Origin of the sequence: Pseudomonas sp. PDM19 (assembly GCF_014852215.1) — a bacterium.
GTDB lineage: Bacteria > Pseudomonadota > Gammaproteobacteria > Pseudomonadales > Pseudomonadaceae > Pseudomonas.
Genome location: NZ_JACVBG010000002.1, coordinates 193,663 through 219,019, shown reverse-complemented (window position 1 = coordinate 219,019; position 25,357 = coordinate 193,663). Strand labels below are relative to the sequence as shown.

General features: G+C 66.4%; 23 protein-coding genes and 1 pseudogene. 13 read left to right on the top strand and 11 right to left on the bottom strand.

Annotated elements, in window-relative coordinates:
* Positions 1-417: 417 nt before the first annotated feature.
* The 3 genes from IB273_RS09245 (at position 418) to IB273_RS09235 (ending at position 4,467) form a co-directional block, all read left to right on the top strand.
* Positions 418-2,349, top strand: a complete 1,932-nt coding sequence (locus tag IB273_RS09245; RefSeq protein ID WP_192223922.1) for a diguanylate cyclase domain-containing protein — start codon at positions 418-420, stop codon at positions 2,347-2,349.
* A gap of 97 nt (positions 2,350-2,446) precedes the next feature.
* Positions 2,447-3,187 carry a sulfate transporter CysZ gene (gene cysZ, locus IB273_RS09240; protein WP_192223921.1) on the top strand — a complete coding sequence of 247 codons (741 nt, stop codon included), beginning with the start codon at positions 2,447-2,449 and terminating at the stop codon, positions 3,185-3,187.
* An 83-nt stretch (positions 3,188-3,270) separates the two neighbouring features.
* Positions 3,271-4,467: a glycosyltransferase family 4 protein gene (locus IB273_RS09235; protein WP_192223920.1), complete on the top strand. Its 1,197-nt coding sequence runs from the start codon at positions 3,271-3,273 to the stop codon at positions 4,465-4,467.
* A gap of 2 nt (positions 4,468-4,469) precedes the next feature.
* On the opposite strand, the gene IB273_RS09230 is transcribed toward IB273_RS09235, so the two are convergent.
* From IB273_RS09230 to IB273_RS09215, 4 genes are all read right to left on the bottom strand, one after another.
* Positions 4,470-5,429 carry a DegV family protein gene (locus IB273_RS09230; protein WP_081516259.1) on the bottom strand — a complete coding sequence of 320 codons (960 nt, stop codon included), beginning with the start codon at positions 5,427-5,429 and terminating at the stop codon, positions 4,470-4,472.
* A 245-nt stretch (positions 5,430-5,674) separates the two neighbouring features.
* On the bottom strand, positions 5,675-6,787 hold the full coding sequence (locus tag IB273_RS09225; protein ID WP_081516260.1) for an NADH:flavin oxidoreductase: 1,113 nt from the start codon (positions 6,785-6,787) through the stop codon (positions 5,675-5,677).
* Between the two features lie 69 nt (positions 6,788-6,856).
* Positions 6,857-7,447 (bottom strand): TetR/AcrR family transcriptional regulator, encoded by a 591-nt coding sequence (locus IB273_RS09220; protein WP_081516261.1) that lies wholly within the window; start codon positions 7,445-7,447, stop codon positions 6,857-6,859.
* Positions 7,448-7,521: 74 nt separating this feature from the next.
* Positions 7,522-8,412 carry a LysR substrate-binding domain-containing protein gene (locus IB273_RS09215; RefSeq protein WP_081516262.1) on the bottom strand — a complete coding sequence of 297 codons (891 nt, stop codon included), beginning with the start codon at positions 8,410-8,412 and terminating at the stop codon, positions 7,522-7,524.
* A 107-nt stretch (positions 8,413-8,519) separates the two neighbouring features.
* On the opposite strand from IB273_RS09215, the gene IB273_RS09210 reads away from it, so the two are divergent.
* Complete coding sequence (locus IB273_RS09210; RefSeq protein WP_192223919.1) at positions 8,520-8,927, top strand: tautomerase family protein; 408 nt, start codon at positions 8,520-8,522, stop codon at positions 8,925-8,927.
* On the opposite strand, the gene IB273_RS09205 is transcribed toward IB273_RS09210, so the two are convergent.
* From IB273_RS09205 to IB273_RS09195, 3 genes are all read right to left on the bottom strand, one after another.
* A complete protein-coding gene (locus IB273_RS09205; protein WP_081516264.1) occupies positions 8,914-9,654 on the bottom strand; it encodes a nitroreductase family protein in 741 nt (246 codons plus the stop codon). The genes IB273_RS09210 and IB273_RS09205 overlap by 14 nt on opposite strands.
* A gap of 112 nt (positions 9,655-9,766) precedes the next feature.
* The gene (locus IB273_RS09200) at positions 9,767-10,252 is read right to left on the bottom strand and encodes a glutathione peroxidase (RefSeq protein WP_081516265.1); all 486 of its coding nucleotides are present in this window, start codon (positions 10,250-10,252) and stop codon (positions 9,767-9,769) included.
* A gap of 218 nt (positions 10,253-10,470) precedes the next feature.
* Positions 10,471-10,956: an FKBP-type peptidyl-prolyl cis-trans isomerase gene (locus tag IB273_RS09195; RefSeq protein WP_017519102.1), complete on the bottom strand. Its 486-nt coding sequence runs from the start codon at positions 10,954-10,956 to the stop codon at positions 10,471-10,473.
* Here IB273_RS09195 and IB273_RS09190 point away from each other — a divergent pair.
* From IB273_RS09190 to IB273_RS09175, 4 genes are all read left to right on the top strand, one after another.
* Positions 10,925-11,257: a DUF3565 domain-containing protein gene (locus IB273_RS09190; RefSeq protein ID WP_139791476.1), complete on the top strand. Its 333-nt coding sequence runs from the start codon at positions 10,925-10,927 to the stop codon at positions 11,255-11,257. The genes IB273_RS09195 and IB273_RS09190 overlap by 32 nt on opposite strands.
* 2 nt (positions 11,258-11,259) lie before the next feature.
* Entirely contained in the window at positions 11,260-12,450 is a 1,191-nt protein-coding gene (locus IB273_RS09185; protein WP_151188236.1) for an acetate kinase, read from the top strand.
* Between the two features lie 61 nt (positions 12,451-12,511).
* Positions 12,512-14,638 (top strand): phosphate acetyltransferase, encoded by a 2,127-nt coding sequence (gene pta, locus IB273_RS09180; RefSeq protein ID WP_081516268.1) that lies wholly within the window; start codon positions 12,512-12,514, stop codon positions 14,636-14,638.
* Positions 14,639-14,719: 81 nt separating this feature from the next.
* Positions 14,720-15,628: an acyltransferase gene (locus IB273_RS09175; RefSeq protein WP_151188237.1), complete on the top strand. Its 909-nt coding sequence runs from the start codon at positions 14,720-14,722 to the stop codon at positions 15,626-15,628.
* 52 nt (positions 15,629-15,680) lie between these two features.
* On the opposite strand, the pseudogene IB273_RS09170 reads toward IB273_RS09175, so the two are convergent.
* Both IB273_RS09170 and IB273_RS09165 read right to left on the bottom strand, forming a co-directional pair.
* Positions 15,681-16,407 (bottom strand): annotated as a pseudogene (locus tag IB273_RS09170) (OmpA family protein).
* Between the two features lie 85 nt (positions 16,408-16,492).
* Positions 16,493-17,134 carry an MBL fold metallo-hydrolase gene (locus tag IB273_RS09165; RefSeq protein WP_081516271.1) on the bottom strand — a complete coding sequence of 214 codons (642 nt, stop codon included), beginning with the start codon at positions 17,132-17,134 and terminating at the stop codon, positions 16,493-16,495.
* A gap of 119 nt (positions 17,135-17,253) precedes the next feature.
* On the opposite strand from IB273_RS09165, the gene IB273_RS09160 reads away from it, so the two are divergent.
* The 4 genes from IB273_RS09160 to IB273_RS09145 all read left to right on the top strand — a co-directional run bounded on the left by IB273_RS09160 (position 17,254) and on the right by IB273_RS09145 (position 21,987).
* Positions 17,254-18,066, top strand: a complete 813-nt coding sequence (locus IB273_RS09160) for a LuxR C-terminal-related transcriptional regulator (protein ID WP_138216057.1) — start codon at positions 17,254-17,256, stop codon at positions 18,064-18,066.
* A 183-nt stretch (positions 18,067-18,249) separates the two neighbouring features.
* The gene (locus tag IB273_RS09155) at positions 18,250-19,380 is read left to right on the top strand and encodes a class II histone deacetylase (protein ID WP_192223918.1); all 1,131 of its coding nucleotides are present in this window, start codon (positions 18,250-18,252) and stop codon (positions 19,378-19,380) included.
* Positions 19,377-20,555, top strand: coding sequence for an MFS transporter (locus IB273_RS09150; RefSeq protein WP_192223917.1), 1,179 nt, complete (start codon positions 19,377-19,379; stop codon positions 20,553-20,555). Before IB273_RS09155 ends, IB273_RS09150 begins: the two co-directional genes overlap by 4 nt.
* A gap of 109 nt (positions 20,556-20,664) precedes the next feature.
* Entirely contained in the window at positions 20,665-21,987 is a 1,323-nt protein-coding gene (locus tag IB273_RS09145) for an alginate export family protein (RefSeq protein ID WP_192223916.1), read from the top strand.
* A gap of 60 nt (positions 21,988-22,047) precedes the next feature.
* On the opposite strand, the gene IB273_RS09140 is transcribed toward IB273_RS09145, so the two are convergent.
* A complete protein-coding gene (locus IB273_RS09140; protein WP_192223915.1) occupies positions 22,048-23,064 on the bottom strand; it encodes an AraC family transcriptional regulator in 1,017 nt (338 codons plus the stop codon).
* Between the two features lie 121 nt (positions 23,065-23,185).
* Here IB273_RS09140 and IB273_RS09135 point away from each other — a divergent pair, with 121 nt between their 5' ends.
* Positions 23,186-24,025 carry a metal-dependent hydrolase gene (locus IB273_RS09135; RefSeq protein ID WP_192224500.1) on the top strand — a complete coding sequence of 280 codons (840 nt, stop codon included), beginning with the start codon at positions 23,186-23,188 and terminating at the stop codon, positions 24,023-24,025.
* 290 nt (positions 24,026-24,315) lie between these two features.
* Here IB273_RS09135 and IB273_RS09130 read toward each other — a convergent pair whose 3' ends face one another.
* Complete coding sequence (locus IB273_RS09130; RefSeq protein ID WP_081516277.1) at positions 24,316-25,254, bottom strand: alpha/beta fold hydrolase; 939 nt, start codon at positions 25,252-25,254, stop codon at positions 24,316-24,318.
* Positions 25,255-25,357 lie beyond the last annotated feature (103 nt).

The following is a 25,357-nucleotide window of genomic DNA, read 5'->3' as shown; positions in this document are numbered from 1 at the left end:
AGCCTCCAGTGCACAGGTGAATGAGTCGGGCAAAGAAAAGGGAGCTGCCAAAGCACCAGGGGGAAGGTTGGGAGGGCGGCAGCTCCACGTAAAAGTTTCTTGCGCGAACCGCATGGCCCGGAGACCGTGGGCAATGCGGTGTGACCCAAGTCACAATTCGCATTGTCCTGCAGAACGCTGGGAATCCCTTGAGATAAGTCAGGGATTTCCGCAGTCGCGCCGGACTCCTTGAGATAAGTCAGGGAGCTGCGGAACGACCCTCGAACTTGTTCGATAGCAGATGGCGCGCAGCTTACCGCCGCCGCTGCGTCCTGCTGAAATGTCCAATATCAATGCCCTTCATAGGCTGCCCCTATGCAGCGGGCACCCATTGCCTGGATGGCTAGACTCAAGAAACCAAAGGTCACCCGTATCACCATGAACCTTCGCGCCCGCCTGCTATGGCTGTGCCTGCCCCTGTTCATCGCGAGCCTTGCCGGGGTCTGGCTGCTGTCGGACATGATCCTGCTCGACCGCTTCGACCGCGGGGACCGCCAGCGCCTGGCCGACGAGGTGCGCATCGTCCACAACCGCATCGCCTACGAGAAGCAGCGCAACCTCGATATCGTCCACAGCTATGCCTGGTGGGACGCCAGCTACCAGTTCATGCGCCTGCCACAGACGCGCTTCGTCGAGGACAACCTGGACCAGGACCTGCTCGGCATACTCGGCTTCGACTACGTGCTCTACGTCGACCGCGACGGGCGCATTCTCGCCCAGCAGTGGAAGCTCGACGAACTGGCCCAGCGTTTCCCCGGCCAGCAGGTGCCGGCCCCCGCCCAGTTGCGCCAGAGCATTCTCAGCACCGCGCTGCGCCTGGGCGCGCTGGACATCGACGGCGACCCACGTCACAGCCTCGACCAGTTGCTGCAGGTCGAGGGCATCCCGCAGCTGTTGCTCAGCTACCCGATCAGCAATACCTCCGGCACCGCCGAACCGGCGGGCGCGGTCATCGCCGGCGTGCTGCTCGACAATGCGCGCATGTCCAACCTGCAGACCCAGATGGGCGCGACCCTGCGCCTGGTGCAGGACGAGGTGAAAGGCAACGACTGGCGCACCCTGAACATCCCTACCGGGCGCGGCGCCACCCTGCTCAGCCCGCGGCGCCTGCTGGACGAGAACAGCCAGCAGATGTCACTGCTCTACCTCGACTCCCACGGCAAGCCGCAACTGCGCCTGGAGCTCACCAGCCCGCGGCCGCTTTACCAGCAGGGCCAACAGTCCGTGCGGCTGTTCCTCTACCTGACGCTGGCACTGCTCGGCGGCGCCATCCTGCTGGCCTACGTGGCGCTGGAGTTCCGCATCATCCGCCGCGTCACCAGCATGAACCGCGAGGTCGCGGTCATCGGCCAGGACGACACGCCCTCGCGCCTGAGCCCCCAGGGCACGGACGAACTGGGCCAACTGGCGAACGAGATGAACCGCACCCTCGACCGCCTGGAACAAAGTGAGGCGCGCGACCGGGCGATCCTCGACGCGATCCGCGACGGCTACTTCGAGATGGACACCAAGGGCATCATCCGCACCCTCAACCCGGCGCTGTGCCGGATGCTCGGCTACAACGCCGAGCAACTGAGCGGCCAGCACTTCAGCATCCTGCTGCAGGAGCAGGACCTGCTCCGCGCTCGCAGCCTCTACCAGCAGGCCCGCGACGACGAGCAGGAAACCACCTTCTCCGCGCCCTTCAAGCGCCGCGACGGCCGCCTGGTCAGCTGCGAGACGCGGCTCTCGGCAATCCGTGACGGCCAGGGCGAATTCCAGGGATTCCGCGGCATCCTGCGCGACATCAGCGACCAGGTGGCCTACCAGAAGCAACTCATCGACCTGGCCTACCGCGACACCCTCACCGAGCTGGGCAACCGCAAGGCGTTCAACGAACAGTTGCAGCAGGCCGTCGTGCACAGCAACCGGGTCGCGCTGCTGTACATCGACCTGGACCGCTTCAAGCAGGTCAATGACCGCTTCGGCCACGCTCTCGGCGATGCCCTGCTCAGCACGGTCGGTGAGCGCATGCGCGGCAGCCTGCGCCAACCGGACCAGGCCTTCCGCCTGGGCGGCGACGAATTCGCCGTGCTGCTGGAGAACGCCGAACCGGATCAGGCCGAAGCCCTGGGCTTGCGCCTGCTGGCGGTGCTCGGCGCCGAATACCACCTGGGCGGCCAGGTGATCGACTTCGTCACGCCCAGCATCGGCATCGCCTTCTACCCGCAGGATGCCGGCGACGCCGACGCCCTCACCCGCGCCGCCGACATCGCCATGTACCAGGCCAAGCAGGAACGCAACCGCTGCTATCGCTACACGGCAGCCTGAGCGCCGGCCCGCGAACACATACCCGGCAAAACAGACGGCTCGCCGGCCGTTCGCCGGGTCTGCTAAGGTCGCCTACGGTTCAACCCTGGAGAATCCGATGTCCACCCTGAGCGGCCCGCAATACCTCAGCGAAGGCCTGAAACTGATGATGCGCCCCGGCCTGCGACTGTTCGTCCTGCTGCCCCTGAGCATCAACATCCTGCTGTTCGTCGGCCTGATCGGCTTCGCCATCAACCAGTTCAGCCACTGGGTCGATTGGCTGATGCCCAGCCTGCCGGACTGGCTCAGCTTCCTGCAGTTCATCCTCTGGCCGCTGTTCGTGGCACTGGTGCTGCTGATCGTGTTCTTCACCTTCACCATGATCGCCAACATCATCGCCGCGCCGTTCAATGGCTTCCTCGCGGAGAAGGTCGAGGTGGTGGTGCGTGGCACCGATGACTTCCCCGAATTCAGCTGGGGCGAGCTGATGGCCATGGTGCCGCGCACCATCGGCCGCGAGCTGCGCAAGCTCGGCTACTTCCTGCCGCGCGCCATCGCGCTGTTCATCCTCAGCCTGATCCCCGGCCTGAACCTGATTGCCGCGCCGCTGTGGCTGATTTTCGGCGTTTGGATGATGGCCGTGCAGTACATCGACTACCCGGCGGACAACCACAAGCTGGGCTGGAACGAGATGCTCGCCTGGCTGCGCAGCAAGCGCTGGGCGTGCATGGGCTTTGGCGGCATCACCTACCTGGCGCTGCTGATCCCGGTGGTCAACCTGGTCGCCATGCCCGCCGCCGTGGCCGGCGCGGTGCTGTTCTGGGTGCGTGAGGGCGGGGAGAAGGCGCTGGTGAAGTAATCACCGACGCCGCCCGAGCCGCTGTCACCTATCGATCATCGCTCTGTCATCGGCGCGCCACCGCGCGCCGGGACACTGCAAGCATGACCACGACTCCCCTGCGCATCGCGCTGATCAGCGAAACCTTTCCGCCGGAAATCAACGGCGTTGCCAACACCCTTGGCCGGTTGGCCTCGGGGCTGTTGCGCCTCGGACACCAGATCCAGGTCGTGCGCCCGCGCCAGCAGGGCGACGAAGGCCGTCACAGCGATGGCGAACTCGTGCTCACCCGTGGTTGGCCGCTACCCGGCTACCCCGGCCTGCAATGGGGCCAGTCGTGCCTGCACAAGCTGCTGCGCCACTGGAACAGCACCCGCCCGGACGTGCTCTACATCGCCACCGAAGGCCCGCTCGGCCTTGCCGCCCTGCGCGCCGCGCGGCGCCTGCGGATTCCGGTGATCAGCGGCTTCCACACCAATTTCCAGCAGTACAGCGCGCACTACGGCTTCGGCCCGCTGATGCGCCTGGTGACGCTGTACCTGCGCTGGTTCCACAACCGTACCCAGCAGACCCTGGTGCCCAGCGCCAGCCAGTCGGTGGAGTTGCAACGGCGCGGTTTCGAGCGCCTGGCGCAGCTCTCGCGCGGCGTCGACAGCAAACTGTTCAACCCCGCCCGGCGCGACGAAGCGCTGCGCCGCGAATGGGGCCTGGGCGAGCGCGACGTCGCCGTGCTGCACGTCGGCCGGCTGGCGGCGGAGAAGAATCTGTCGCTGCTGGGCAGCAGCTTCCGCGCGCTGTGCGCGGCGCACCCGCAGCTCAAGCTGCGCCTGGTCATAGTCGGCGACGGCCCGCAGCGCACACAGCTGCGAAAGGAGTTGCCCGAAGCGGTGTTCTGCGGCCTGCAACGCGGCGAGGAACTGGCCCGGCACTACGCCAGTGGCGACCTGTTCCTGTTTCCCAGCCTGTCGGAAACCTTCGGCAACGTGGTCCTGGAAGCCTTGGCTTCAGGGCTGGGCGTGGTGGCTTTCGACCAGGCAGCCGCTGGCCAGCATATTCGCCACGGGCACAACGGCGTGCTCGGCGTGCCGGGGGAAGAGCAGAGCTTCTTCGAAGCCGCGAGCTGGTTGCTGAGCGACCCGGAGCGCCTGCGCCGGGTGCGCCTCAACGCGCGCCACCACGCCATCCATCAGGCGTGGGACACGGTGGTCGAGCGTTTCGAGGGCTATCTGCAGGCAGCCTGCCGCACGGCCTTGCCGGGGAAGAACCCCGGCGGCCTGGGGCACCCTGAAATCCACAAATAGGATCAGGTGAAGGGCTTGGGCTCGGCGGCGAAGGACAGGCTCATGGCGCCCGCGCCGAGGTTGATGCCACCCGTGGGGCTGAGCATCGCCAGGTGTACCTGGATGCCTTTTGCCTCGCAGGCATCCTCCAGCGCCGCGAATCCGGGCAGGTCGCGCAGGGCGGAAGGGTCGCCGGCGTAGCTCAGGCACATCTGCGGCGCCAGCAGCTCGCCCGCCTCGACCCGCGCACGGGCGAAGTTGAGCAGGCGCTCGGCGGACTTCTCGTAGTTCGGCGACACCGATACCGGCTTGTCCTCGCCCTGTACCAGGCTCAGCACCGGTTTCATGTCGAGCATCGAGCCCAGGCCGAGGAAGGCACCGCGCAGGCGGTCGCCGATGCTGCTGCGGTCGCCCTTCTGGAAGCCCCGGCGGCGGATGTGCCCCAGGTCGCTGGCGACCAGGAAGGTGTTCATCTGCTGGCTGAGCTGTTCCAGGCGGGTGCGCACGGCGTTGGGATGCTGGTCTTCGCCGAGCAGGCGCACGCCTTCGGCGGCCAGCACGGCAAGGCCGGCGAACACGGTCTGGCTGTCGATCACCCGCAACGCGAACGGCCCGGCGATGCCAGCGGCGGCGCGGCGCTCCTTGTAGCTCTGCAGCAGGCTGAAGGAGGCCTGGGTGGCGTGCTCGAAGATCGGGCTGCGCTGGCTGGTCACGGTCAGGCAGATCACGTAGTCGAAGTCGGTGACCAACTGCTCCAGGAACCAGTCGTGGGTCTGCGCCGGCGTCAGCGGTTCGCTGCCGTCCTCCGGGCCAACCTTGGGCAGGTCCTGGGAATAGAATTTGAGGGTGGTGTCGGGATCGCGGTCATCGACGATGCGCCGCTCGCCCACACGGATGCCGATGGGCAGTACGCGAATGTTGTTGGCAGCAAGGAATTCCGGGGGAAGGTCACAGGTTGCATCGACCACCAAGCCGATCCGCATGTCTTACTCCTATGGCCGTATCCCGGCCTATTTTTGTGTGAACGCCGTCATACTCTGCCCGTTTCGGACTGGGAAGTCAGCATGCGGAAAGGTGGGTCTCGGAAAAGATTTGTAAACGCCTAGGACGGTGCTTTCAGACCATTCAGGCCATCAATACCCCGCCATAACCGAGACACTCCTGCGAAAAGCAAAAAAGCCCCTGGCACCGTCGGCGCCAGGGGCTTTTCATTTCAACGAAGCGCCGATCAGGCCAGCGACATCAGCGCATCGCGGCTGAAGGGCTTGATGTCCTCCAGGCGGCCGTCACGCACTTTCACTGCCCAGTCCGGATCGACCAGCAGGGCGCGGCCGACGGCTACCAGGTCGAACTCTTCCTTGTTCAGGCGCTCCAGCAGCCCGTCGATACCCGACGGCTGCGCGACTTCCTCGGTGTTGCCGAAGAAGGCGAGGAACTCGCTGCCATCCAGGCCGACGTTGCCGACTGTGATGGTCGGTTTGCCGGTGAGCTGGCGGGTCCAGCCGGCCAGGTTGAGGTCGGAGCCTTCGAATTCCGGAATCCAGAAGCGGCGGGTGGAGCAGTGGAAGATGTCCACGCCGGCATCCGACAGCGGCTTGAGGAAGGCTTCCAGCTCTTCGGCGGTCTGCACCAGGCGGGCGCTGTAGTCCTGCTGCTTCCACTGGGAGAAGCGGAAGATGATCGGGTAGTCGGGGCCGACGGCCGCGCGCACGGCCTGGATCAGCTCGATGGCGAAGCGCGAACGGTTGGCCAGGCTGCCACCGTATTCGTCGGTGCGCTTGTTGCTGCCGTCCCAGAAGAACTGGTCGATCAGGTAGCCGTGGGCGCCGTGGATTTCCACGCCGTCCATGCCGATGGCCTTCGCGTCGACGGCGGCCTGGGCGAAGGCGGCGATGACGTCCTGGATGTCCTGCCTGGTCATCTCATGGACCAGCACGGTGCCGTCCTTTTCCTTGCCGCTGGGGCCGTAACCCGGAACGCTGGCGTCCGGCTCGGTACCCAGGCGGCGCACGGCGCCGACGTGCCACAGTTGCGGGACGATCTTGCCGCCTTCGGCGTGCACGGCGTCGACCACCTGCTTCCAGCCGGCCAGGGCGTCTTCACCGTAGAAGCGCGGTACGTTCGGGTAACCGTTGGCGGCCTTGTGGTTGACCGTGGTGCCTTCGGTGACGATCAGGCCGACGCCGGCAGCCGCGCGGCGACGGTAGTACTCGACCACCTGGGCATGGGGTACGCCGCCCGGGGTGAAGTTGCGGGTCATCGGCGCCATCACGATGCGCGTGGGCAGTTCCAGGCCGCCCAGGCGGAAGGGCGAGAACAGGGTGTCTACGGATGCGGTCATTGAGGTCTCCATGACGACCAGGCGACCGGTCGTCTCGTTTTTGGAAAGGAAAATGATGACTCAGGCAGATCAGGCCTGAAGCAGGTGCTCCAGGCGTTCGATAAAGCGCTCCACCGGTTTGAGCGAGGCACTGACTTTCATCCGTGCCAGCACGCCCTGCCAGGCGTTGCCGATGAACTCGGCGAGGGATTCGGCGTCTTCCGCTGCCGGCAGCTCACCAGCGCGCTGGGCGTCGATCAGGCAGCCACGCAAGGTGTCGATGGACTGCTGGAGGATGCCGTCGACCCGCTCGGCGATGGCCGGCGACAGCTCGGCCATCTCGAAGCTCAGGCTGCCGATGAAGCAGTGGTATTCGAGCTTCTCCTGGCGGGCGAAATGCGCCAGCAGTTCGCGGTAATAGGTGAGGATGCGCGCACGCGGGCCCAGTGCCGGGTTGCCCAGCGCCTCGGCGTAGCGCGCCAGGCGCGGTGCGTACAGGTGCTCCAGGGCCTGCAGGGCAAAGTCTTCCTTGCTCTCGAAGTAGTGATAGAAGGATCCCTTGGGGATGCCGGCGGCCTGGACGATGTCCTGTACGCCGGTGCCGTGGTAGCCGCTGCGGGTCATCGCCAGGGAGCCCTTGGCGAGGATCAGGTCGCGTTTGTCGAGTCGGATGCTGTTCATGGGCGCAAGAATATGACCGGTCGTCTCGCTTTTTCCAGCACCATTGATCGCAGTGATTTTCCTCCAGAAACGAATCAGCGAATCGCCGGGCTTTCCAGCAGCTCTGCCAAGCCTTCCTGCAACAGTTCGCGCAGGCGCTCCACCACTGCTTCCGGCTCGGCTTCGCTGCGATGCAGGCACAGGCCCAGCGGCGCCATCAACGGCAGGCCGGCGCGCTCGGCGTCCAGCCGTTCGACGCTGGCCGGCAGACCGATCGGTGTGCGCAGGCCGACGCCCAGCCCGGCGCCGACTCCCGCCCAGATGCCGGACAACCCGGCACTGGTGAACGCCACGCGCCAGGGGATACCGGCGCGATCCAGCGCCGCCGTTGCCGCGCTGCGCAGCAGGCACGGCGCCTCCAGCATCACCAGTGGCAAGGGTTCCGCGCCGGGAGATGGGAGTGCGTCCGGCGCACCGATCCAGCATTGCGTCACGGCGCCGACGCGCTCCATGTGCGGCGTGCGTTCGCCGGTTTCCCAGGCCAGCGCCAGGTCCAATTCACCGTTGCGCACACCTTCGATGAGCTGCTGATTGCGTGCCGTGCGTACCTCGATGCGCACCTTGGGGTGGGCGCGCGCGAAGCGCGCCAGCACGGCGGGCAGCAGGGTTTCACCGAAGTCTTCCTGCAGACCAAGGCGCACCCGGCCTTCCAGCGAGCCACCGCGCAAGGCGCCGGCGGCTTCGTCGTTCAACTCCAGCAGCCGGCGGGCGTAGGCCAGCAGCGTCTCGCCCGCCTCGGTCAGCGCCATGCCGCGCCCCTCACGGCGCAGCACCGGAGTGCCGGCCTGCTCTTCCAGCTTCTTCAGCTGCGCGCTGACGGCGGAAGTGGAACGCCCCAGGCGATCCGCCGCGCGGGCGAAGCTGCCCAGCTCGATGCCGGTGACGAAGGTGCGCAGCACGTCGAGGTCGAAGTTGATGCGGGCCATGGCAACCTTCCTGATTATTCGAACTATCGGTCAAATATTTCCCGATTTTCCGAATCAACTTGCCGGGCTAGCCTGAACTCGTCAATCACTCACCGAGGAACGGCGCCATGCCAACCGTCCGCATCTCCCTGCTCAAGGGCAAGCAGCCCGACTACCTGCGCGAACTCGCCGACACCGTCTACGACGCCATGCACGAGGCCTTCAACGTACCGGAAGGCGACCAGTTCGTGATGATCCACCAGCACGAGGCGGAAGAATTCGTCTTCAACCGCCACTACCTGGGCGGGCCGCGCAGCGACGACTCCGTGCTGATCGCCATCACCATCGGCCGGCCACGGGACTCGCAGACCCGGCAGGCGTTCTACCGGCGGCTGAACGCGTTGCTGGGCGAGCGACTGGGCATAGCCAGCGAGGACGTGATGGTGCAGATCACCAACAGCGACGCGGACGACTGGTCCTTCGGCGGCGGGCGCATGGGTGTGCTGACGCGTCCCGATGCAGTCAGTGCCAGCTGACGCGCTGCTCCAGCGGAAAACGCAGGCGCGGGTTGTAGACACCGTTGTCGGCAGCCCGCCCGGCGGCCAGCAGCATGATCGGCACCGCGCCACGGGGAATCTGCAGTACCTTGCGCAGCCGTACCTCGTCGAAGCCTTCCATGGGGCAGGTGGCGTAGCCGTGGCTCTGCAGGGCGAGCATCAGGTTCTGCGCCGCCAGCGCGGTGGACTTCACCGCCCACAGGCGCATCTCGGCGTGGCTGTTAGGTTGGCGCATCAGCGCGCGGCGGCGGCCGACCACCGCATACAGCGCGCGCTTGAACAGCCCGCGCAGGCCGAACGCGCCCTGGTTGTACTGGAAGGGCGCGGTGCGCTGATAGAAGTCGCGCACCTTCTCCGGCACCTGCGGCTCGGGCCACTGGTCGAGGACGGCCGCGCAGGACTCGCGCCAGGTATCCGGCCGCGCCAGCACGGCAATCAGCACCGGCGCCGTGCGCGCCGCATTCTGCCCCAGGCACACCGGCGCCAGCTGGCGGCGCAGTTCGGCGTCACGGATCACCTGGAAGCTCCACGGCTGCAGGTTGCAGGCATTGGGCGCCAGCACTGCCTGTTCCAGACAGTCGCGCAGCACGGCATCCGGCACCGGCTCATCAAGGAATCGCCGCACCGCGCGGCGCTGTTCGATCAGGGCGCGCAAGGCATCGGGGGTGGCGGGCAGACAGGCGGACTCAGCGGCGAAACGGCTCATGGCGGGCTCCGGAAGCAGGTCGCCCGATTAAGCCGTCACCCCTGGCGTGGAGCAAGACGAAAGGGAGAAATGCCGGCGGGATTGGCGCTTGCGCCCTCTCCCGCCGGGAGGATCAGGCGCCCAGCGCCTTCTCGATGGCCTGGATCAGCGCCGGATCATCCGGCGTGGTGCGCGGGCTGAAGCGGGCCAGCACGCGGCCATCCGGGCCGAGGAGGAACTTCTCGAAGTTCCAGGTGATGTCGCCGGGGAACTCGGCGCCCTCGCCCGCCAGCAGGCGGTACAGCGGGTGGCGCTCTGAGCCGTTGACCTCGAGCTTGCCCGACATCGGGAAGCTCACCCCGTAGTTCAGCGAGCAGAACGACTGGATCTCGGATTCGCTGCCCGGCTCCTGCCCGGCGAACTGGTTGCACGGCAGGCCCAGTACCACGAACCCCTGATCCTTGTATTGCTGGTAGAGCTGCTCCAGACCGGTGTACTGCGGAGTCAGGCCGCATTTCGAGGCGACGTTGACCACCAGCACGACCTTGCCCTTGAGCGGGGCCAGCGGCAGATCCTGGCCGTCGAGACCATGCAGCGTCAGATCGTGAAAAGCGCTCATTGCTTGCTCCTTGAAGAGGTAGGCACAAAGTGCCCGCGCAGGGAGCGGACAACGCGTCCGTCGTGCTGCGCAATCCCAGTCGATACGGGAAAAATGCCCTGGCATTCTTTGCAGTTACAGCGACTTGCATGAGAAAGGCGCCCGAAGGCGCCTTTCACGATTGAGCGTAGCAGCTCAATGATGGCTTCACCCGGTCGGGGCCGACCGGGTGACAGCAATCAGTGGTGGTGACCACCTTCGCCATGGACGTGGCCATGGGCAACTTCTTCGGCGGAAGCGTCGCGGATGTCGACCACTTTCACCTTGAAGTTCAGGCGCTGGCCGGCCAGCGGGTGGTTGCCGTCGACGATCACGTCATCGCCTTCGATGTCGCGGATGGTGACGATCTGCATGCCGCCGTCCGGAGCGGAAGCGTGGAACTGCATGCCGACTTCCAGCTCGTCCACGCCTTCGAACATTTCGCGGGTCAGGGTGGCAACCAGCTCGGCGCTGTACTCGCCGTAGGCATCGGCCGGCTCGACGGTCACGTCCAGCTCGTCACCGACCTGCTTGCCTTCCAGGGCCTTTTCCAGGCCGCCGATGATGTTGTGGGCACCGTGCAGGTAGACCAGCGGAGCGCCGCCGGCGGAGCTGTCGATGACCTCACCCGCGTCGTTGGTCAGGGTATAGTCGATGGAAACCGCCTTGTTGGCCGCGATCTGCATGGTTCGAAACCTATCTGATATAGAAGTTGAGCGCGTAAGTTTACGCGGCGACGCCCCCGAATGCGACCCGAAGACGGACGGACGGGATCACGCGGCCCCGCCGCGCCTGCTTGACTTTCATCAGGACGAAGACGGCCACTGGGTGGCAGTCTTGTCCTGCGGTCACACCCAGCACCTGCGCCACCAGCCACCCTGGCAGTCGCGGCCCTGGGTGCTGGACCCGCAGCAGCGCATGGCGCAGATCGGCCGCTGGTTCCCCTGCGGCTGGTGCGCCAAGGATTCCGACAGCAACAAGGAGTAGGCATGCCGGCTCGCAATATCCTGGTGATCAACTGCGGTAGTTCGTCGATCAAGTTCGCTCTGGTTCGAGAGGGACGCGACGATTTCATCCTCCACGGCCTGGCCGAACGCCTCGGCGCCAACGGCGCCAGCCTGCGCTGGCAAGGCGAGACCGACGAGCAGCCGCAGACCCTGGAGCTTCCCGGCGCCGACCACAAGGCCGCCCTCGCCCGCCTGCTGCCGCTGGTGGCCCGGGCCGCCCAGGGCGAGCTGCACGCCATCGGCCACCGCGTGGTGCACGGCGGCGAGCGCTTCACCCAGGCCTCGCGCCTGACCGAAGAAGTGCTCAGCGCCATCCGCGAGACCTCGCCCCTGGCGCCGCTGCACAACCCGGCGAACCTGGTGGGCATCGACGCCGCCATGGCGCTCTACCCGGACCTGCCGCACATCGCGGTGTTCGACACCGCCTTCCACCAGAGCCTGCCCGAGCGCGCCTACCGCTACGCCATCCCCGAACCGCTGTACCGCGAGCAGCACGTACGCCGCTACGGCTTCCACGGCACCAGCCACCGCTACGTCAGCCACAAGGCCGCGGAAATGAGCGGGCTGGCCGTGGGCGACAGCTACTGGCTGTCCGCGCACCTGGGCAACGGCAGCTCCACCTGCGCCATCGCCAACGGCCAGAGCCGCGACACCAGCATGGGCCTGACCCCGCTGGAAGGGCTGATGATGGGCACCCGCTCCGGTGACGTCGACCCGAACCTGCACAGCCACCTGGCGCGCACCCTGGGCTGGAGCCTGGAGAAAATCGACCACATGCTCAACCACGACAGCGGCCTGCTCGGACTGTCGGGGCTGTCCAACGACATGCGCACCCTGGAGAACGCCCGCGAGCAGGGCCACGCCAATGCGGCGCTGGCCATCGAAGTATTCTGTTACCGATTGGCCAAGTCCCTGGCCTCGCTGACCTGTGCGCTGCCGCGCCTGGACGGCATCATCTTCACCGGTGGCATCGGCGAGAACTCCGCGCTGGTGCGCAACCTCACGGTCAAGCACCTGCACGTGCTCAATCTCGAACTCGACGGCGAAGCCAACGCCCGCTGCGTGCGCGGCGTCGGCGGGCCGATCCACCTGCCCGGCCACCCCCGCGTGCTGGTGATCCCCACCAACGAGGAAAAGCAGATCGCACTCGACACCCTGGCAGTGCTCGACTGAAGATTCATCGGTTGTGCCCCACAAGGGCAACTCCCACCCCCGCACGGCTTAAGGAGCCCGGATGCACACCTTCTTCCTCGCGCCGACCGGTTTCGGTGTCGGCCTGACGTCTACCAGCCTGGGCCTAATCCGCGCCCTGCAACGCGCCGGCCTGAAAGTCGGCTTCTTCAAGCCCATCGCCCAGCCCCATGCCGGGGACGACGGCCCGGAGCGCTCCAGCGAACTGGTCGCGCGCACCCACGGGCTCAACGCGCCTACTCCGCTGTCGCTGTCCAAGGTCGAGCGCATGCTCGGCGACGGCCTGCTCGACGAACTGCTCGAGGACATCGTCGGGATGTACAACCGCGCCGCCGTGGACAAGGACGTGATGATCGTCGAGGGCATGGTGCCGACCAAGCACGCCAGCTACGCCGCGCGCATCAACGGCCATCTGGCGCGCAGCGTGGACGCCGAGGTGATCCTCGTCTCCGCGCCGGACAACGAGACGGTGAGCGAGCTGTCCGACCGCATCGAAATCCTTGCCCAGCTGTTCGGCGGCCCGCGCGACCCGCACCTGGCCGGCCTGATCGTGAACAAGGTGCGCGGTGGCGAAAGCGACGACCTGCCGCGTGACGCCGAAGAAGCCGCAAGGCTGTTCGGCGAACGCCTGAAGGAACATTCCCCGCTGCTGCGTGATGGCGACGTGCGCCTGCTCGGCTGCATCCCCTGGCAGGACGAGATGAACGCCCCGCGCACCCGCGACGTGGCCGACCTGCTGGACGCCAGCGTGCTCAATGCCGGCGACTACGAACAACGCCGCGTGCAGAAGATCATCCTCTGCGCGCCCTCGGCGCCCAACACCGTGCACCTGCTCAAACCCGGCGTGCTGGTGGTGGTGCCGGGCGACCGCGACGACATCATCCTCGCCGCCTGCCTGGCCGCCATGAACGGCGTGCCGCTGGCTGGCCTGCTGCTGTGCTCGGGCCTGATGCCGGACGCGCGGATCATGGAGCTGTGCCGCAGCGCGCTGCAGAGCGGCCTGCCGGTGCTGACGGTGAAGACCGGCTCCTTCGACACCGCCGGCGACCTGTCGCGGATGAACAAGGAAATCCCGGTGGACGACCGCGAGCGCGCCGAGCGCGTCACCGAGTTCGTCGCCGAACACATCGACTTCGAGTGGCTCAAGGACCGCTGCGGCTCCCCCCATGAGCTGCGCCTGTCGCCGCCGGTATTCCGCTACCAGCTGACCCAGCGCGCCAACCGCGCCGACAAGCGCATCGTCCTGCCCGAAGGCAGCGAGCCGCGCACCGTGCAGGCCGCCGCCATCTGCCACGCCCGCGGCATCGCCCGCTGCGTGCTGCTGGCCAAGCCCGACGACGTGCAGGCCGTGGCGCAGATGCTGGGCATCGTGCTGCCCGAGGACCTGGAAGTGGTCGACCCGGACCTGGTGCGCAGCCGCTACGTCGAGCCCATGGTCGAGCTGCGCAAGGGCAAGAGCCTGAACGCGCCGATGGCCGAGCAGCAGCTGGAAGACAACGTGGTGCTGGGCACCATGATGCTCGCCCTGGACGAAGTGGACGGGCTGGTTTCCGGCGCCATCCACACCACCGCCAACACCATCCGCCCGGCCCTGCAGCTGATCAAGACGGCGCCCGGCTACAACCTGGTGTCCTCGGTGTTCTTCATGCTGCTGCCCGACCAGGTGGTGGTCTATGGCGACTGCGCGGTGAATCCCGATCCTTCGGCCAGTGACCTGGCGGAGATCGCCCTGCAGAGTGCCGCCTCGGCGCAGGCCTTCGGCATCACCCCGCGGGTGGCGATGATCAGCTACTCCACAGGCGACTCCGGAACCGGCGCAGATGTCGAGAAAGTCCGCGAAGCTACGCGCATCGCGCAGGAAAAACGCCCCGATCTGTTGATTGACGGCCCCTTGCAGTATGATGCCGCCGCCATCGCCAGCGTGGGCCGCCAGAAGGCGCCCGACAGCCCGGTGGCCGGACGCGCCAACGTGTATGTGTTCCCCGACCTGAACACCGGGAACACCACCTACAAGGCGGTCCAGCGCAGTGCCGACTGCGTCAGCATCGGGCCGATGCTGCAGGGCTTGCGCAAACCGGTGAACGACCTGTCGCGCGGGGCGCTGGTGGACGACATCGTCTATACCATCGCGCTGACGGCGATCCAGGCGGACAGCGGCAAGGACGGCTGAAACCCAAGGCACGAGGGATGTGCCCAAGAACGCATCACGCGCCCGGCCGACCGGGCGCCTACGTACAAGGACCATTCCTCGATGTTGAGTTTCCTCCCGCACACCCTGCGCGGCATCCTCGCCACCCTGATTCTGGTGACGAGCACGCTGTGCTGGTGCATTCCGCTGCTGGGCATGTCGATCATCAAGCTGCTGCTGCCCTTCAACGCCGCCCAGCTGGCGCTCAGCAAGATCATGAGCGTGATCGCCGAAAGCTGGATCACCTGCAACAAGGGCTGGATGAACCTGGTCCGCAACACCGGCTGGAACGTGCAGGGCCTGCAGGGGCTGCACTACGACCATTCCTACCTGGTCACCAGCAACCACCAGAGCTGGGTGGACATCCTCGTCCTGCAGTACCAGCTCAACCGCCGCATTCCGCTGCTGCGCTTCTTCCTCAAGCAGGAACTGATCTGGGTGCCGGTGATCGGCCTGTGCTGGTGGGCGCTCGATTTCCCCTTCATGAAGCGCTACACCAAGGCCTACCTTGCCAAGCACCCGGAAAAGAAAGGCAAGGACCTGGAAACCACCCGCAAGGCGTGCGCCAAGTTCAGCCGCATCCCGGTGGCGATCTTCAACTTCCTCGAAGGCACCCGCTTCACCCCCGCCAAGCATGACGAGCAGAACTCGCAGTTCCGGCACCTGCTCAAGCCCAAGGCCGGCGGCATCGCCTTCGTCCTCGACGCCATGGGCGAGCAGCTGCGTACCCTGGTCAACGTGACCATCCATTACCCCGACGGCCGTCCGACCTTCTGGTGCCTGCTGTCCGGCCGCCTGCGCTCGGTGGTGGTGCGCTTCGAGGAGCTGGAAATCCCGCGTCAGTTCATCGGCAAGAGCTACGACCAGGACGAGGGCTACCGCGCCGAGTTCCAGCTGTGGGTGAACCAGCTGTGGGAACGCAAGGACCAGTTGCTGACCCAGCTGCACCGGGAATTCCCCGCCAAGGCCTGACCGCTTTTGCAGAACAGCAAGAACGAAAAAGCCCGCCAATCGGCGGGCTTTTTCATGGGCAGTACTTACTGCTGGTACTGCTGGGTCTGCGCGTTGGGCAGGGCCTTCAGGTTCACTTCCACGCGACGGTTCTGCGCGCGGCCGTTGACGTCGGCGTTGGACGCGATCGGCTGGTCCGGGCCCATGCCACGGGTGCTGACGCGGGAAGCGTCGACGCCCTGGGAGGTCAGGTAGGCGGCCACGGACTGCGCACGGCGCTGGGACAGGTCCATGTTGTGCTGGCGGCTGCCGGTGCTGTCGGTGTAGCCGACGATCTCGACGCTGTTCTGGTTGAACTCCTTGAAGGAGTTGGCCAGGTTGTTCAGCGGGGTGTAGAAGGACGGCGCGATGTTCGCCGAATCGGTGGCGAAGGTGATGTTGCCCGGCATGATCAGCTTGATGTCGTCACCCTGGCGCTCGACCTGCACGCCGGTGCCCTGCATCTGCTGGCGCAGCTTGGCTTCCTGCTTGTCGGCGTAGTAGCCGTAGCCGGCGGCGGCGGCACCGATGGCGGCGGCGCCGATCATTGCGCCCTTGCCACGGTTGTCATGGTTGATCGCGGCACCGGCGACGGCACCGGCCAGCGCGCCCAGCGCACCGTATTTGGCAGTCTTGCTCATGCCGCCTTCGGCCGGCGGGGCCTGGGTGTTGGGGTCATAGGGGTTCTGGGAGGCGCAACCGGCCATGAGGGCAAAGGCGGTGGCAGCCGCAACCATGGACAGACTACGTGCGGTGAACATGTCGGATGACTCCTCGAAATAGCGAAACACCCATTAGCGGGCGGCAGGTTAGAGCTTAGGTCGTGCAAATAATTCCGTAGCAACCTTAAGCGCGGATGAAGGGATTCTCCCTCATCTCGTCGCCCAGGTTGGTATCCGGGCCGTGGCCGGTGACCACGGTCGCGTCTTCGTCCAGCGAGTACAGACGGTCGCGGATCGAGCGCTCGATGGTGGCGTAGTCGCCGCCCCACAGGTCGGTGCGGCCGATGCTGCGACGGAACAGCGTGTCGCCGGCGATCAGCAGCTTGTCCCTGGGGAACCAGAAGCTCATCGAGCCCGGCGTATGACCCGGCGTGTGCAGCGCCACGCCGCAGCCGCAGGCCAGCTCCTCGTCATCGGCCAGCCACTGGTCCGGCGAAGGCACCGGAGTATAGGGGACGCCGAACATGCGGCATTGCATCTCCAAGTTATCCCAGAGGAACTGGTCGTCCTTGTGCAGGTGCAGAGTCGCGCCGGTCTTCTCCTTCATCTGCCCGGAAGCGAGGAAGTGGTCCAGGTGCGCGTGGGTGTGGATGATACTGACCACCTTCAGCCCCAGCGCGTCGAGACGCTGAAGGATGAGCTCGTGGTCGCCGCCCGGATCGACGACGATGGCCTTCTTCGTCAGCGGGTCGCCGATGATGGTGCAGTTGCATTGCAGGGGGCCGACGGGGAAGGTTTCGCGGATGAGGGTAGGCTGATCGGTCATCGGTTACTCCGGAGCGGTGAGCGGCCAGCGAAGCCGGCATGGCAGTCGGCGGCCGAATGGCACCCATATTGCAGCAACTCACCCGGAAAAGAACAAGATCGAATGCAGAGAGCACGCCGATGCAACTGAGCAACCTGCTGGCGACCCAGGCCAGTGCCGACTGGAACCAGAACCTGGCTCGGCTACTGGAGCACAAGGGCCACCCGGACTTCCCGGTGCTGCTGTCGCACAGCCTGCAACCGGTCCTGGCCCATGACAACGTGATCATCAAGGCGTACCGCGGCGACGGTTGCCCGCGCATTCTCTACGAGGACTACCCGGACCAGCTCCACGCCGAGTACATCGAGCGCTACCTCGACGGCATGTATCGCCTGGACCCGGTGTCGAACTCGATTCGCGAGGGCATGAGCAGCGGCATCCTGCGCATCAACCAGCGCACCAGCCAGTTGCACGGCAGCGATTACTACAAGCACTACTACCGCGAACTGCGCCTGGACGACGAGATCGACATTCTCTTCGACGATTGCGACGACACCGTGCTGGTGATGTCCATTGGCCGACGCCAGCGCCACCTCGCCAGCACCGCCGAACTGCGCGCCCTGCGCAACCTCTACCCGCTGTTGCGGTACCTGCTGGGCGGCTTCGCACAGAGCCGCGAAACCCTCGTCCAGCCGGAAGAAGAAGACAGCCTCGCGCGGGCCCTGGCGTCCTTCGCAGGTGGCCTGCTGACGCCGCGCGAGCAGGAAATCGCCCGGCTTATGCTGCAGGGCAACTCCAGCAAACTGATCGCCCGCCAGCTGAACATCAGCCAGGCCACCGTCAAGGTGCATCGGCGCAACCTCTATACGCGGCTCGGCGTGCGCTCCGAGCTGCAACTCTGCGACTTGTTCCTGCGCCACTCCGCCAACGGCCTGCTGCCCCTGCCGCGCTGATCCGCGCCTACCCACCCCGTATCGGCACTGTTCCCGCCGGGAACACGGCTGCCTGTTGCCCGCCGGGGCCCCTACCCCCACGGGTGTATTTACCCTCTTCCGGCCCCTTCCTACTCTCGCCGTGCCTTGCCCAGTCCCGCTGCGCACGCTGCAACATCCCGAACAACAACAAGGATCAAGCCAATGACCACGGCATTCGTCTGGCACGAACACTACATGTGGCATGACACCGGCAACTACGCCGGTCTGTTCACTCCCGGCCTGGGGATCCAGCCCGGCCTGCATTTCGAGAACGCGGAAACCAAGCGCCGGCTTAAGAACCTGCTGGACGTCAGCGGCCTCGGCGAACGCCTGCTGGCGGTCAAGCCGCTGGCGGCGACCGAGGAGCAACTGCTGCGGGTACACACCCCCGGCTACCTCGCGCACCTGCAGGAACTCAGCGCCGGGCGTGGCGGTGACGCCGGCGACAACACGCCCTTCGGCCACGGCAGCTATGACATCGCCCGGCTGTCCGCTGGCGGCGTGATCCAGGCGGTCAAGCACGTGCTGCGCGGCGACGCGCGCAACGCCTATGCCCTGGTGCGGCCGCCGGGCCATCACGCCGAAGCGGACCGCGGCCGCGGCTTCTGCCTGCTGGCCAACGCCGCCCTGGCCGCCCATGTGGCGATGGCCGAACACGGTCTGGAACGCATCGCGGTGGTCGACTGGGACGTGCACCACGGCAACGGCTCGCAGAGCATTTTCTGGGAAGACCCGCGCGTGCTGACCCTCTCCCTGCACCAGGAAGGCAACTATCCCCAGGACTCGGGCTTCGTCGACGAACAGGGCGCTGGCGCCGGCCGCGGCTTCAACCTCAACGTGCCGCTACCGCCCGGCTGTGGCGAAGGCGCCTACCTGCATGCCTTCGACGAGATCGTGCTGCCGGCCCTGCGCGCCCATCGTCCGCAACTGATCCTGGTGCCCTGCGGCTTCGACGCCGGCGCCCACGACCCGCTCGGGCGGATGATGCTCCACGGCGATGCCTACCGCGCGCTGACCGCCAGGCTGATGGCGCTGGCCGACCAGCTCTGCGATGGCCGCCTGGTGCTGTGCCACGAAGGCGGCTACGAGCCCAACTCGGTGCCCTACTTCGGCCTGGCCGTGATCGAGACGCTCAGCGGCATCGCCACTGACATCCAGGACCCGCACCTGGAGGCGATGCGCGCCCTCTCCGGGCAGCCCCTGGCCGCGCACCAGCGGCAGTGGATCGCCAACCTGCGCGCCCGCTACGACAGCCCCTTGCTCCCGGCCAATCGGCAAAAGGTGGAAGCATGAACACCCTGACCGCTCCCCTGGTGCTCAATCCGGTGCAGCAACGCCTGCGGCTGCTGGCAGTGGTGCTGTTCTCCGCCATCGGCCCGCTGGTGCTGCTCACCGCACCGGCCCTGGCCAGCCGCTACATCGCCGAACTGGGCCTGGACAACCGTCAGGTCGGCTTCCTGTTCAGCATGGAGCTGGGGGCCATGGCGATCTCCACCATTCCCACCTACTTCTGGATGCGCCGCTACAACTGGCGCCGGATCGCCGCGATCGCCGCTGCCGTGTTCCTTCTCGGCAACCTGCTCAGCGCCGTGCTGATGAGCACGGCGGCACCGTCCTATCCCTTGCTGGTAGCGCTGCGCTTCCTCACCGCGTTCTCCGAGGCGGCGCTGGTGCTGGTGTGCCTGGGCACCGCCGGCACCCTGCCGAACGCGGCGCGGGCATTCGGCCTGTGGGTCACCGGCCAACTGGTGCTGGCAGCCCTGAGCCTGCAGTTCATGCCGTGGCTGTTCAGCCATTGGCGCGTCGCCAGCTTCTTCCTGCTGATCGCCGTGTTCACCGCCGCGTGCCTGCCGTTGATCCGCTCCCTGCCTGCGGGCAGCGACAATCAGGCCGAAGCCCTGCCGCCCAGCCAGGCACGCGCCGCGCTGGGGAAGATCGCCCTGGGCATGAGCGCGATCTTCCTGTTCTACCTCAGCCTCGCCGGCATCTGGACCTTCGTCGGCGAGCTGGCGCGGACCCAGGGCATCAGCGCCACGGACAGCTCCAGCGCCCTGGCCAGCGCCTCCCTGCTGGGCGTGGTCGGCGCTTCGCTGGCCAGCTGGATCGGCATCCGTGGCCGGCGTGAGTGGCTGCTCGCGCTGGGCTACCTGGCCATGGCGTCGAGCCTGATCGGCCTGCTGGGAGACGTCTCGCTGCTGCGCTACGTACTGGCGGCCTGCGCCTTCAAGTTCGCCTGGACCTTCGCCCTGCCGTTCCTCCTCGCGGCAATCAGCGACTACGACCGCCAGGGCGGCAAGCTGGTGGTGCTGGCCAACCTGGCGATCTGCGGCGGGCTCGCCGTGGGTCCTTCGCTGGCGGCCTGGCTGCTCGGCGAGACGGAGAACTTCAGCCTGCTGCTGCAGGTCTCCGCGGTCATCTGTGCGCTGTCCTTCCTGGCGATCCTGCCGCTGGCCCGCCGCCGCGCCTGACCCGCTCCACCACTACCTCGCGCTTCCCTCCGGCGTGCTTTCGGGCACGCCGCGAGCGGTTGCGCCCTGAACTCCTGCCATCCCAATAACAACAACGCAGAGCTCCCACATGAACAACCAGAACCTGGGTTCGTTATCCACGCTCCTGCTCGCCTCCCTGACGAGCCTCGCCCACGCCGACAGTCACTACGAGAACGGCGACCTGCAGGCGGACTTCAGCCTGAGCAGCGGCGCCACCTTCATCGACAGCCACAACGTCAACTTCGGCGCCGGCCAGCGCGACTATCGCAGCGGCGAGGTGAAGGGCGAGCGGGCCGTCTGGCAGGAAGCCTTCCTCAAACCGGAAGCCAGCTTCCGCTACACCCTGGACCAGGACCTGCGCCTGGTCGGCGGAGCCTCGCTGGTCGCCGCGCATACCTTCGGCGACGGCGACGCCGGCGGTTACACGCGCAACTCGGACGGCAAGACCTCACTGGAAGAACTCTATGCCGGCATCGAGCGCGGCCCCTGGCGGCTGACCCTGGGCAACCAGAACTTCCGCGTCGGCACGGGCTTCATCCTCGCCGACGGCAACCTCGACCTGCTCGGCGAAGGGGCGTACTGGTCCGGCCCACGCACCGCCTTCCGCGATGGAGCCATCCTTGCCTATCGCGGCGGCGCACTGTCTGGCCAGGCGTTCAGCGTGCGCAACGACGACGACCTTGGCGGTGCCCGCTTCAGTGGTGCCAACCTCGACTATCCCTTCCTGCGCGGCCAGCTCGGCCTGATGGCGCTGAAGGTCAGCGACGTCGGTAGCCAGGCCAACCAGATAGCGCCGCGCAATGGCATGCAGGTGTACAACCTGCGCTGGCTGGACGGCGGCTTCGAAGCCCTGCCGGAGCTGTCGATCAGCGCCGAGTACGGCCTGCAGACCGGCGAGGGCGAACAGGTGAGCTTTTCCGGCCACGCCTGGTATGTGCGCCTGGACTACGGCTTCGCCGACCTGCCCCTGCAGCCGAAGCTGACCTACCGCTATGCGCTGTTCTCCGGTGACGACGACCCGAGTGACAACCGCCGCAAGAGCTGGGACCCGCTGAGCAAGGCCTACACCGAGCGTGGCTCCTGGGTGATCGGTGATGTGGTCGGCAACTACCTGCTCAACGACAGCAACGAGCGTGTGCACATGTGGCGACTGGCCGGGCAGGTCGCGCCCGGCCTGAGCGCGGGCACGGTCTACTACCAGTTCTCGCTGGATGAGGAGAACTACTACGGCCAGCCGGTCAGCGACCGGCGCTTCGCCGACGAGGCGGCGGTGTACCTGGACTGGGCGGCGAGCAGCCAGCTGTTCGCGACACTCTCGTACAACTGGGTGAAACCCAAGGCCGCCGCTCGCGAAGTGTTCGGCAACGACACCTTCGATGCCCTGCAACTGTACGTCGGCTATCGCTTCTGAAGCCGACGCCGCCCCAGTGATCAGCGCAGCTGCCGGGAGGCAGCTGCGCCGGTCCTGGGGTCAATCCTCGCGGTAGTCGGTGGGCAGCTTGCCGGTCCATTTGCGGAACGCCCGGCGGAAGTTCGACGGGTCGTTGAAGCCCAGCAGCAGCGCGATCTCGTAGAGCGGCAGGTGGGTCGTGGTGAGGTACTGCAGGGCCAGGCGCTTGCGCACGTCGTCGAGTACTTCCTGGTAGGTGGTGCCGAGGTTCGAGAGATGCCGGCGCAGGCTGCGCCCGCTGGTGTGCAGGTCGGCGGCCACGCTCTCCAGGTCGGGGAACTCGCCGGGGCGCGCCAGCAGCAGGCGGCGGATGCGGGTCAGCAGGCCTTCCTGCACATCCAGCGTGGCCAGCAGCGCCTCGCACTGCTGCTCGCACATCTGCACCGTGGCCGGGTTGGCCAGTGCCATGGGCCGCGCCAGGTACTCGCTGGGCAGGCCGATGAAGTGGAACGGCTGGTCGAACAGCACCTCGCAGCCAAAGACCTCGGCGTAGCGCTCGACGTAATCCGGCTCGGCATGGGCGAAGCCGACGCTGACACCCTGCAGGGGTTCGCCCACCAGGAAGCGGGCGATGGTGTGCAGGCTGGTCATCAGGCCTTCGGCGGCGAAGCGGCTGGTGGGGCCCAGGGGAATCGACTCGCTGGCGCGCAGGTAGGACACCCCGCCGTCTTCCACCATCTCCAGGTCATAGGCCAGGCCGAGCACGCGGTAGTACTTCAGGGCGAAGCCGATGGCGCGCCCGAGGTTGGCGCTGGACAACACCGCGTAGCCGAGGATGCCATGGGTGGAGACGTTCAGCCGCTGCCCCAGCAACAGGCCGAAGGCCGGCTCGTTGCAGTGCGCCAGGGCGGTGCTGGAGAGCTGATGGAAGTCGATGAAGGACAGTCGGCCGTTGGGGCTCTGCAGCACCTCGGGGCGCACGCGGGCCAGTTCGAACAGGCGCACACGCGGCACGCCCAGCTCTTCGGCGAGGTCCAGGAGTGCCTGCGCATAGGCGACGGGCACCAGTTCGGCGGTGAAATTGAGCGGTTGTTTCATCATTCTTCTTATAGTGACCGCTGGCCGGATATGACCGGAAAGTTGGCAGACAATAACCTTGTGACGCTTTCCCTACAAGCCCAGAGTAATGACCATGGACAACCACAACAATGGAGCCGCCATGGCCAGCACCACCCCCGCAGGACTGGAGATCAAGCCCCGGCACATGGACTTCGATCTGCCCGATCCGCTGCCGCGTCACTGGCACAGTGGAGACGCCTTCAAGTCCCATCTGTTCGACGCCATGTCGGTGCTGTTCCCCGACGGCGAGCGCTTCTTCATCGACTCGGTGCGGCAGTTCCGCGACCAGATCAGCGACCCGGTGCTCAAGGAACAGATCCGTGGCTTCATCGGCCAGGAAGGTCACCACAGCCGCGAGCACCTGACCTACAGCCAGCGTCTGCGCGACCAGGGCTACGACATCACCGCCATCGAGAAGCGCGCCCAGGCGCGCATCCGCTTCACCCAGAAGAAATTCCCGGCCCAGCGCCAGCTGGCCGCGACCGCTGCGCTGGAGCACATCACCGCGATCATGGCCAACGGGCTGCTGACCGACCCGCGCACCATGGAAGGCGCCGATCCGGTGATGCAGCGCCTGTGGCGCTGGCACGCGCTGGAGGAAACCGAGCACAAGGCGGTGGCCTTCGACGTCTACAACCAGGTCTGCGGCAGCCGCAAGCTGCTGCGCCGGGCGATGCGCATGGCGACCTTCTTCTTCGTGCTGGATACCTTCCGTGGGCTGGTGCACATGCTCAAGGTCGACGGCCTGCTGTGGAACTGGCGCGTCTGGCGCGACGGCATCAAGTGGACCTGGGGCAAGCACGGCGTGTTCCGCCCACTGCTGCGCGAGTACATGGACTTCTTCAAGTCCGACTTCCACCCCTGGCAGCACAACAACCTCGATGTGCTCTACGAGGTGCGCAAGGAGTACGACGCGCAGCCGATGGCACACGCTGGCTGACTCGTCCTGCGCTTCGAACACCGCCCCGCCCTGTCGGGGCGGTTTCGTTTCCGTCCCATTGCAGTTCGTAGGGCGGATAACGCTCGCGCGTTATTCGCCCTACGAACTGCAGGAGCGCGCCAAGCAATCGGGAGCATCCGGGTAGGATGGGTGGAGCGCAGCGATACCCATGCTGTCCGCGCGAGGGAATCGGCGGATATCGCTACGCTCCACACCATCCTGCGAAGATCGATCCGGCAGAACGAAAAAGCCCGGCACTTGGCCGGGCTTTTTCACCGAGCGATCAGCCGTCAGGCATGCAGGAAGCGCAACGCATCCGCCGCCGACTCCTCGGGGATTTCTTCCATCGGAATATGCCCCACGCCCGGATAGACCTTCACCTCGATGCCCGGCACGTCACGCTGCCACATCGGCACATGGCGCGGCGAAATCCAGCGGTCGCGCTCGCCCCACATCAGCATCGTCGGAACCTTCAGCGCGGCAACGCGGTTGGGCGTGGTGGGCAGTTCCTCGCGGTTGGCTTTCACCAGCACGCGGAAGATGTCGATCATCGCGCGGCGGTTGCCCGGCCGGCGGCTGATGTCGTAGTAGCGGTCAATCACGCCCGGCTTGATCTTGCGCGCATCGCCGTAGACTTCCTTGATGCCCTGGGCCACCAGGGCGCGCGGCATCCACATCGGCATCATGATGCCGGCGCCGGGCAGCACCGCGCTGGCGATCATCAGCGGCACCTTCTGCATGTAGTAGCCGGCCGGGTCGATGAGAATCAGCCGCTCGACGCGGTGGGCGTTGGCCAGTGCGTAGTTCCAGGCGATGTAGCCGCCCAGGGAGTTGCCGGCGATGGACACGTGCTTGAGGTCCAGGCGGTCGAGGAACAGGCCGAACACCTTCACCAGGCGCTCGCCGTCGTACTCGCGGTCCTGGCCGCCGCCGGTGAGGCCGAAGCCGGGCACGTCGAGGCGGATGATGCGGAAATGCTCGGAAAGCTCGGCGACCCAGCCGTCCCAGGTATGCAGCGACGCCATCACGCCGTGGACCATCACCAGCACCGGCTTGTCCGGGCTGCCTTCGTCGCGGTAGTGGATATCGAAGCCGTCGACGTGAATGAACTTCGAACCGGATTCGGGCGAAGCGTAGCGTGCCTTCAGCGCGGCCAGTGGCAGGGGGCCGAAACCATAGCGGGCCAGGCCCTCGGCCAGCGGCGGTTGCACAGACAATGTGGCGGTCATGGACGAGTGACTCCCGTGCTTGTTGTTCTAAAGGCTGAATCACACCACAGCGCCCGCGCCGCCGCGCCCAACCTAGGTAGTGTGATGGCCTGCCACGGGATGA

Coding starts and splice junctions, on each gene's coding strand:
- IB273_RS09245 (WP_192223922.1), top strand. CDS start 418: ATGAACCTTCGCGCCCGCCTGCTATGGCTGTGCCTGCCCCTGTTCATC.
- cysZ (WP_192223921.1), top strand. CDS start 2,447: ATGTCCACCCTGAGCGGCCCGCAATACCTCAGCGAAGGCCTGAAACTG.
- IB273_RS09235 (WP_192223920.1), top strand. CDS start 3,271: ATGACCACGACTCCCCTGCGCATCGCGCTGATCAGCGAAACCTTTCCG.
- IB273_RS09230 (WP_081516259.1), bottom strand. CDS start 5,429: ATGCGGATCGGCTTGGTGGTCGATGCAACCTGTGACCTTCCCCCGGAA.
- IB273_RS09225 (WP_081516260.1), bottom strand. CDS start 6,787: ATGACCGCATCCGTAGACACCCTGTTCTCGCCCTTCCGCCTGGGCGGC.
- IB273_RS09220 (WP_081516261.1), bottom strand. CDS start 7,447: ATGAACAGCATCCGACTCGACAAACGCGACCTGATCCTCGCCAAGGGC.
- IB273_RS09215 (WP_081516262.1), bottom strand. CDS start 8,412: ATGGCCCGCATCAACTTCGACCTCGACGTGCTGCGCACCTTCGTCACC.
- IB273_RS09210 (WP_192223919.1), top strand. CDS start 8,520: ATGCCAACCGTCCGCATCTCCCTGCTCAAGGGCAAGCAGCCCGACTAC.
- IB273_RS09205 (WP_081516264.1), bottom strand. CDS start 9,654: ATGAGCCGTTTCGCCGCTGAGTCCGCCTGTCTGCCCGCCACCCCCGAT.
- IB273_RS09200 (WP_081516265.1), bottom strand. CDS start 10,252: ATGAGCGCTTTTCACGATCTGACGCTGCATGGTCTCGACGGCCAGGAT.
- IB273_RS09190 (WP_139791476.1), top strand. CDS start 10,925: ATGGAAACCGCCTTGTTGGCCGCGATCTGCATGGTTCGAAACCTATCT.
- IB273_RS09195 (WP_017519102.1), bottom strand. CDS start 10,956: ATGCAGATCGCGGCCAACAAGGCGGTTTCCATCGACTATACCCTGACC.
- IB273_RS09185 (WP_151188236.1), top strand. CDS start 11,260: ATGCCGGCTCGCAATATCCTGGTGATCAACTGCGGTAGTTCGTCGATC.
- pta (WP_081516268.1), top strand. CDS start 12,512: ATGCACACCTTCTTCCTCGCGCCGACCGGTTTCGGTGTCGGCCTGACG.
- IB273_RS09175 (WP_151188237.1), top strand. CDS start 14,720: ATGTTGAGTTTCCTCCCGCACACCCTGCGCGGCATCCTCGCCACCCTG.
- IB273_RS09165 (WP_081516271.1), bottom strand. CDS start 17,134: ATGACCGATCAGCCTACCCTCATCCGCGAAACCTTCCCCGTCGGCCCC.
- IB273_RS09160 (WP_138216057.1), top strand. CDS start 17,254: ATGCAACTGAGCAACCTGCTGGCGACCCAGGCCAGTGCCGACTGGAAC.
- IB273_RS09155 (WP_192223918.1), top strand. CDS start 18,250: ATGACCACGGCATTCGTCTGGCACGAACACTACATGTGGCATGACACC.
- IB273_RS09150 (WP_192223917.1), top strand. CDS start 19,377: ATGAACACCCTGACCGCTCCCCTGGTGCTCAATCCGGTGCAGCAACGC.
- IB273_RS09145 (WP_192223916.1), top strand. CDS start 20,665: ATGAACAACCAGAACCTGGGTTCGTTATCCACGCTCCTGCTCGCCTCC.
- IB273_RS09140 (WP_192223915.1), bottom strand. CDS start 23,064: ATGAAACAACCGCTCAATTTCACCGCCGAACTGGTGCCCGTCGCCTAT.
- IB273_RS09135 (WP_192224500.1), top strand. CDS start 23,186: ATGGCCAGCACCACCCCCGCAGGACTGGAGATCAAGCCCCGGCACATG.
- IB273_RS09130 (WP_081516277.1), bottom strand. CDS start 25,254: ATGACCGCCACATTGTCTGTGCAACCGCCGCTGGCCGAGGGCCTGGCC.